Source organism: Okeania sp. SIO3I5, assembly GCF_010672085.1.
Taxonomy (GTDB): domain Bacteria; phylum Cyanobacteriota; class Cyanobacteriia; order Cyanobacteriales; family Microcoleaceae; genus Trichodesmium.
On the sequence record NZ_JAAHHT010000331.1, the window covers coordinates 1 to 8,150 of the forward strand.

Sequence of the window (8,150 nt, forward strand, 5' to 3'; positions counted from 1 at the left end):
GTCAAAAATAAATTAAGTTAGCAACTGTACTTTTTTCTGTGCCATTCTCTCCTACTCAAACAAATTTATTATCCTTAATCGGAATTCTCAATGTTTGATAACCCCATAGCTCCTCAATTGTAAATTCTGAAATTGATACTGACATATCTATTTTCCTCAATTGATTAAATAGGTACTATGACAGAAAGTTGAATTATTCTGCATAGCTTGAAATTTGATGATCACTTAAAAACCAACAATTTTTCTAGCTTTCAAAATTAGACAAGCTGATACTAAGCTACGCTAAAGTCAAAAGTCAAAAGGTAAAACTAAAAAGTAATCTCGGACTGAGTTTTTCCTCTCGTACATAAATAATCAATTATTTTTCCCGACTCCCTACTCCCTTTTTTAAAGTCAAAAATAAATTAAGTTAGCAACTGTACTTTTTCTAGTGCCATTCTCTCCTACTAAAACAAGTTGATTATCCTTAATAGGAATTCTAAATGTTTGATCACCCCATAGCTCCTCAATTGTAAATTCTGAAATTGATATTGACATATCTATTGTTCTCAATTGATTAAATAGGTACTATGACAGAAAGTTGAATTATTCTGCATAGCTTGAAATTTGATGATCACTTAAAAACCAACAATTTTTCCAGCCTTCAAAATTAGACAAGCTGATACTACGCTACCCTAAAGTAAAAAGTCAAAAGGTAAAATTCAATAATTAATAATTAACAATTAATAATTCATAATTACCTCTTCTGTAATAGAAGGAAATTTTTTTTCTTTTTTCTCCTTGAAAGGAGAGGCATTAAAGCTTGATTTTTCGGTAAAAAATAATCTCTGACTGAGTTTTTCCTCTTGTACATAAATAATCAATTATTTTTCCCTACTCTCTACTCCCTTTTTTAAAGGAAAAAATAAATTAAGTTAGCAACTGTACTTTTTCCAGTGCCATTCTCTCCTACTAAAACAAGTTGATTATCCTTAATAGGAATTCTCAATGTTTGATCACCCCATAGCTCCTCAATTGTAAATTCTGAAATTGATACTGACATATCTATTTTCCTCAATTGATTAAATAGGTACTATGACAGAAATTTGAATTATTCTGCATAGCTTGAAATTTGATGATAACTTAAAAATCTACCAATTTTTTCAGCCTTCAAAATTAGACAAGTTGCTCTAATCTCCCTGACAAAAACAACTTCTGACTTCTGACTTCTGAATTCGTTAACTAATGGCATATCTTTTTCACTACTCATATTAAAATCCATTACCAATTAAAATAAATGGCGCCCAATAATAAGGATGATTATACTCACTATTAATCATCGCAATTTGTGCTTTTTGTATAGCTCCAATCTTATCGCTCCCACTCTTTAAAGCTGTATAAAAATCATTCATAAATTCAAAAGTACCCCGATCGTCTACTCGCCATAAAGTTGCTAAACTTGCTGCTGCACCTGCTGCTTGCATTTGATAACCAAAACCCAGAATTTCTGAACCATCTCCTAACTTTTTTCCTTTGCCAGTTTCACAAGCGCTCAAAACCACTAATTCTACACCCTTTAAATTCCAATTTTCTACTTCTCGTAAGCTAGCAAGTTCGCCATCTCCATATAATATAAAAGAGTCTTCTGGACTGCCACTAATAAAAGCAGAGTGAGTAGCAAAATGTATTAAACTATGGCTACTCATGCTTAATTCCATAAATTGTTTAGTAAAATCATCTCCTAATAATTTTTTAGTTTCAGGAAATATACTCGCTAGCTTTTCTACCTCTATTTCTGCAAAAGGTAAACTTTCTAACTCAAACTTTCTTCTACCAATTGAAAAACTATAATTTCCTTCAGGTAAAGCACCTGCCAAAATTCGGAAATTTCTATTTCTTCTGGGAGTTAAATCCATAATATTTGCAGCAGTAATATTATTGACTTTAAACTTCTCTGCTAACCATTTTTCTCCATCATATAAAGCTGTTAAAGGAATATAACGGAGCTGGCCATCTGGTGCATAAATAATAGTGTTAACTCCTTTTAGGTCATTTTCTATTGGTTTAATTAACCAGTTATAAAGTTTTAATCCAGCTTGCGCAGCTCTAGAATCAGAAATATTATTAACTTCTCTTCTATCAATTAATCCTACTCTAAATCTAAAAAGCACTTGCTCAAATTCTTGTCGAGCAACTAACACCTTACGATGAACTGGGGGAGAATTAGGAGTAACTAAAATTAATTCCAGGCGATCTTCTAAAATTAAAGGGTATAAAATTACTGCATTTTCTTTTTTATGTTCCTTTAGTTCATTCTGTAATAGAACTAACATCTCAGGAATAAGTGTTTGACTCTGAGCTTTATTCTTGATTTCTGACCTAATTTCTGTTATTTCCTCACTATTCATAAAATCGTGAATAGTGGCTAATTTTTCTAATGGAATCTTCTGATTTTGCTCGTCATTTTTACCTATTTCAGCTAAGAAATTAGTATATTTTTCTATGAATTGTTTTTCCTCTTTGAGCATCATAATTTCACTAGATTTCTCATTCTCAGGTTTGATGCCTCCCATATATTCAAATACTTCTTGTACTTTCAAAAAATCGAGAATTTGATGTGATTCTATAGCTCGTTCTTCTGTAAGTAATAAATTAGCTAAAGTCCGATATATTTGACTAATACTTCCGTCTAAATAAGCCTTTTGTTCCTCTAATGGTAAAACCTGTAAATCTTGGCGGATTTTTTTGGCAATATTAATTGATTGTTTATAAAAAATTATTGCTAATTCTGGTTGATTCTTTTTTGCTAATAATTTTCCGATATCGGCAAGGGTAACTCTTTCTTGATTCACATTTCCAAGTTGCTTATTAAGTATTAAAGTCTGAATCAAAAATTCTAGAGATTCAGAATTTTCACCCAACTTTTTATGCGGTATACCAATATTATCAAGAGAGGCAGATTTACCTTCCAGCTCGCCAAACTCTTCCCTAAGAGCTAATGCTTTTTGATGAGATTTCAATACTTGGGAATATTTTTCCTGTTCTCGATAAATTACACCTATATTATCTAGATTTGGAGACCAAAGAAATAAAAAACCAGTGACTACAATTAATCTAAAATATTTCCAGTTTGTCATCTTTAATATATCCGTGAAACAGTTGCCATAGAAAGCTATAATTAGGGGAAAAATATCTCCGATTATAGAAGACTGCCTTATATGCTTATTCCCCTTCACCTACTTTACCAGATGTTTAATAGACTTCTCCACAAAGAAAAAATCAAATCAATTATTATCCAGAAATCATCCATTGCTACCCCCCTATTGCCTGTTGCCTGTTCCCTCTTTTCTAATAAAAAATCAAATCAATTATTATCCAGAAATCATCCATTACTCCCCCCCTGTTGCCTGTTGCCTGTTCCCTCTTTTCTGGAGATGTTTAATTAGGACTTGCTGATTAAATTTTAAAGCATTGACTCCTAAAGGTTTTAGTCTCTAATAGTCTTGAAAAAGTACAAGGTTTTTGCTCCGCGAGAGCTGCATACAGCGGTTTTCATTTCAGTAAACCACAGTAGCGACGTTCCATAGAACGTCCCTACTGGGTTTGAAATGTGAATATGTGGTTCATCAATCCGAAAAGCGCTGTAAAGTTAGGATGAAAGGGTTTACAAGAGCCGAAAAATCATGACTTACAGCGGTTTAATGATGAATAAACCACAATCATACTGACTCCTTACTCCTTAAGACCTACGGACGTTGCTTGAACATTAATGCGTTACATGTCGCGCAGCGTTAGCGGAGCGAAAGCGTCAGCAATACGTCCCTACCTCCTTACTCATTACTCCTACAACAGTTTTGTGGTCTACTCAACTGAAAAGCACCGTAAATTCTTCCTTCTGCTTCCTCGCTCATTCTTGACTCTTCCTGTCTCCTGACTCCTACCCTCACCCATGCATACTTTTTCAACAAACCCTAATTATCAAACATAAACATATTTTCTCAATGCTTTAGCTAAAGCATCATTATTTTCTCGCAAACCTTCATAGAAAAATAAAACCTCTCCATTAATTCCTACAGAACGGTTATAAGCGATCGCCTCTAACAAATAATTCACACTGATACGATAAGAACCAACCTTAATTAAAATTCCGGGAAACACCTTATTTAGATGAGTGCCAACAAATTGCTGTTTCACTAACTGTTGTACAAGAGATTTATAACTAGAAAAATCACGACGGTAAAGTTGAGGATGAATAATATCAACAATTTCTCGATTTATCCAAGTGGGATAGTCTTGCAGATATTCATTGAAACTCCACTTATAAAAACTAGGAGCCATTGAAACCAAAATCTCAGGTTTAACCACTTTTACTTCCCGGTATAAACGAGTCAAAAAATCTGTCAGAATATCCGCTCGCCATTGCAACCACTTGTGATGTTTATGATTTTGAGGAGGATCGGCAGAAAATTGTTGGCGATAACGCGCTACTGTTTTCCCATCATAACCACCTTCTGAGGGAAATGCCGGCATTCGGTCATCTCCCTGAATACCATCAATATCATAATTTCTCACAACCTCTAAGACGAGAGCGAGCAAAAAATTTTGCACCTCTTCATCCAAAGCATTCATCCACTCAAAACCATTTTTCACCAACAAATTCCCTCTAAAGTCAGTAGCTCTCCATTCCGGTTTTTTTTTCAGGAGCAACCCTCCATTTTGTTTGTAAGAACTAACAAACCCATATTCAAACCAAGGAATAACTTTCATACCGACTCGCCTTGCTTCTACGATAACTTCTGCTAGAGGATCGCGATCTTTGTATAGAGGATCTATCTCTCGTCCGAAAGTTGTTGCCATCAGTTGACTAGGATAGAGAGTAAATGCTTTATTCCAGACTACGGGAAATACCACATTAAATCCTGTTTCCACAAGAAAATCCATCGCTTCAACAATTTTGTCTCTAGAATCGAGGATTTTACTATCAACATTTGTCAACCAGATACCGCGCAATTCCATAATTATCAAGATTATTGATGATTTTTCTTTGTGATTTAGCTTTCCTTAGATACTATTCGATCGCAAAAACTAATTTTTTTAATAAAAATTTAATAATTCAATTTTGGCCTAGATAAATTTAATTAAAGTAACAGTTTTTAATACAAAAGTTTACAGTTAATACCAAATTACCATGCATTAATTCTATGGTGAGGTGGTACTTCAATTATTAATTAAGACAGGCGCATAGCACTTTTTTCATCATTATTAGCCAGTAGCGTGTTGATTATTCTTATGTTTACCGAAAAATTAAGGTATAAAGCCTTCCCTTTTAAGGGGATAAAAAAAGATAAGGGGATAAAAAAGAGAATCTTTCTTACGTCAAGCCTCCTTATTGCAGAGATAACTGATAACTGATAACTGATAACTGAAATGACTACTCCCCTACTCCCCTACTCCCTACTCCCTAAATTCAAAGAGACATAATCCAAAATCTAGTTAATGGTTACTTCTTAATTATTCTTAATGTAAATTTTCATCCATTTATTTTAAGGTATTCAAATAGGTAATTAATTTCTAAGTTTCTGTAGGAATTGATACGGCCAATTGTATAGTTTATTATCAGTAAGGAAATTTAAAATGAGTGTAAACCTAGCAACTCAATTACGTGAAGGAACCAAAAAAGCTCATACAAACGCAGAAAATGTAGGTTTTGTCAAGTGTTTTTTAAAAGGAGTTGTAGAAAAGACTTCCTACCGGACTTTAGTTAAGAATCTTTACTTTGTTTATACTGCAATGGAAGAAGAGATGCAACGCCACCAGGAACATCCAATCGTTTCCCAAATTTACTTTCCAGAACTCAACCGTAAGCAAAGTTTAGAGCAAGACCTAAAGTTTTATTATGGTGCTGGTTGGCGCGAGCAAGTGGCTCCTTCTGCTGCAGGTGAAGCTTATGTACAGAGAATTAGGGAAATCTCTGAAAAAGAACCAGAATTATTAGTAGCTCACTCCTATACTCGTTACTTGGGAGATTTGTCTGGTGGGCAAATTCTCAAGAAAATTGCTCAGAGAGGTATGAATCTAACTGATGGAGAAGGTACTGCTTTCTATGAATTCCCAGAAATTCCAGATGAGAAAGCATTCAAGAATAACTATCGTCAGGTGATGAATGATTTACCCATCGATCAAGCAACAGCAGATAGAATGGTAGGTGAGGCGAATGCTGCTTTTGACATGAACATGAAAATGTTCAATGAATTAGAGGGTAATTTGATTAAGGCTATTGGTATCTTATTGTTTAATACTTTAACAAGAAAGCTCACTACTGGCAGTACAGAATTAGCTACTGCTGCTGAATAAATAATAGACATCTCCAGAAAAGAGGGAACAGGGAACACTTAACAGGGAACAGGGAAGAATAATTGATAATTTCTAGATAAGAATTGATTTTATTTTTGATTTTTGGAGATGCCTAATAGTTAATTAATTAATATTGCTTTCCAGAAGAGAATATAGTTTTCATTTGTGTTTGAAATCCTGGGGATTTGATGGCTGAGGTTACAGTCACCGAGTCTCTAGGATTTTGGCTTTAAAGAAAATTCATCTGAAATAGAAATAATATCATGTGCGGTTGAATAATTATAAATAAGGAGGGAGGAGTCAGGAGTTAGGAGTCAGGAGTCAGAAAGTTTTTTTTTGGGAAAAAACTTAATTCCATACACAAACGATGGTACCGGACATGATATAACAGCTAATGCTAATTATGATGAGCCGTGGAAAGGCAGCGATCGCTGAGTTTAAAAAAGGTAATATAGAATCGGGTTATATGATATATGTTGATAATTTTATAATTCTATAATTACTTCAAACTCCTCAAACTCCTCAAACTCCCCACACTCCCCACACTTCCCACACCTCCCACACTTCCCACCTCCAAATAATAAGTATTCAACCGGATTTGATATCAAACTACACTACACCTACCTTTTTCTCGGACGAATTTTCACCTCTATCCGACGGTTACGTTGTCTATTAGTTTGAGAATCATTTTCTGCAATGGGGCGAGACTCTCCATAACCAATAGCTAACAAACGATAGCGCTGCCCCAAATTTTTTGATAAATATTCTGCTACTGCTTCAGCTTGCAAAAATGACAATTCTTGATTTACCTTGGCTTTTCCTCTATTATCGGTATGACCAGAAATACTAATTGTTACATCTTTGTAATTTCTCAATTCACTAATTAAATTGTCTAGAATAACTCTTCCATCAGAACGAATTGTATTACTACCAAACTTAAACAAAATATTACTAGGAAGTGTTACCATATTGGCATTTCTAGTAAAAACTGGTCGAGAAAATTGATTTATCTGTTCATTCTTACTTCCAGAGAGAGGAGCAGCTAACTCTTGAGCAATTAGATTCAATCTTGTTTCTAAATATCGATCGCCTCTACTAACACCTAGTCGATCTTCTAAAACTGTGGTACTTTCAATCAGAGTATCTAACTGTGTTTGTAATTGTTTAAGTTCTCTTTCTAGCTCCTGTCTTTGCGCCTCAGTCAGTTTAACCCTGGGTTTTATGGTTTCTGGAATAGATGGGGGAGGAGCGCTTGAAGGTAGGGACAACTGTTTTTCATATACTATACCCTTAACACCACGAAGGAGTTTTTCTGCTATGGGTACCTCTTGAGAAGCAGAGGGATATTGAACAGCGATCGCCATTCCCAATACCCAGGAAAAACCACTAGCTACCCCAAGCAGTAAAAAGCGAAATATTAAGGATAATATTAACAAACCCATTCCCGGAGACCTAGGGGGAATCCGATCGGGAGAAGATTTACTCACAGTTTTTCTATTGGCGATACTTTCAATTGAAATTTTATAGGTAATAGTGAGGAATAAAAAATATAGTGTATGAGAGTTATAGCAATTATTTAGTTGCTTAAATTTAACTTTCCTGGCTGTTGTCCCGCGCTCTCAATCCCCCCTAACCCCCCGTGCATAGGGGGGAGGGGGAGCGTCGTATGGGAAAGCCTGGGCCCGGATTCGGATACCTTCATAAGCTAAACGTTCATATGCCCAAGACACAAGCTAGGAGCATTTTGTTATTGTAAAAGCCAAAACAGGGGGAGGACATCACCTCTGTCATGCTCCGCGGTCAGGGTTTCCCAGACG

At 35.0% G+C, this 8,150-nt stretch carries 7 protein-coding genes; 1 reads left to right on the forward strand and 6 read right to left on the reverse strand.

Annotated features, from left to right (window positions below):
- Positions 1-393: 393 nt before the first annotated feature.
- From F6K40_RS36815 to F6K40_RS36835, 5 genes are all read right to left on the reverse strand, one after another.
- On the reverse strand, positions 394-537 hold the full coding sequence (locus F6K40_RS36815; RefSeq protein WP_293144133.1) for a hypothetical protein: 144 nt from the start codon (positions 535-537) through the stop codon (positions 394-396).
- 355 nt (positions 538-892) lie between these two features.
- A complete protein-coding gene (locus tag F6K40_RS36820) occupies positions 893-1,042 on the reverse strand; it encodes a hypothetical protein (RefSeq protein ID WP_293144136.1) in 150 nt (49 codons plus the stop codon).
- A 48-nt stretch (positions 1,043-1,090) separates the two neighbouring features.
- A complete protein-coding gene (locus F6K40_RS36825) occupies positions 1,091-1,249 on the reverse strand; it encodes a hypothetical protein (RefSeq protein ID WP_293144139.1) in 159 nt (52 codons plus the stop codon).
- A gap of 1 nt (position 1,250) precedes the next feature.
- Positions 1,251-3,116, reverse strand: coding sequence for a CHAT domain-containing protein (locus F6K40_RS36830; protein WP_293144142.1), 1,866 nt, complete (start codon positions 3,114-3,116; stop codon positions 1,251-1,253).
- Positions 3,117-3,957: 841 nt separating this feature from the next.
- Positions 3,958-4,995: a glycoside hydrolase family 10-like protein gene (locus tag F6K40_RS36835; RefSeq protein WP_293144145.1), complete on the reverse strand. Its 1,038-nt coding sequence runs from the start codon at positions 4,993-4,995 to the stop codon at positions 3,958-3,960.
- 618 nt (positions 4,996-5,613) lie between these two features.
- Between F6K40_RS36835 and F6K40_RS36840 the strand changes: the two genes are divergently transcribed.
- Entirely contained in the window at positions 5,614-6,333 is a 720-nt protein-coding gene (locus F6K40_RS36840; RefSeq protein WP_293144148.1) for a biliverdin-producing heme oxygenase, read from the forward strand.
- A gap of 620 nt (positions 6,334-6,953) precedes the next feature.
- Here F6K40_RS36840 and F6K40_RS36845 read toward each other — a convergent pair.
- Positions 6,954-7,820, reverse strand: coding sequence for an OmpA family protein (locus F6K40_RS36845; RefSeq protein ID WP_293144151.1), 867 nt, complete (start codon positions 7,818-7,820; stop codon positions 6,954-6,956).
- Positions 7,821-8,150: the final 330 nt, after the last annotated feature.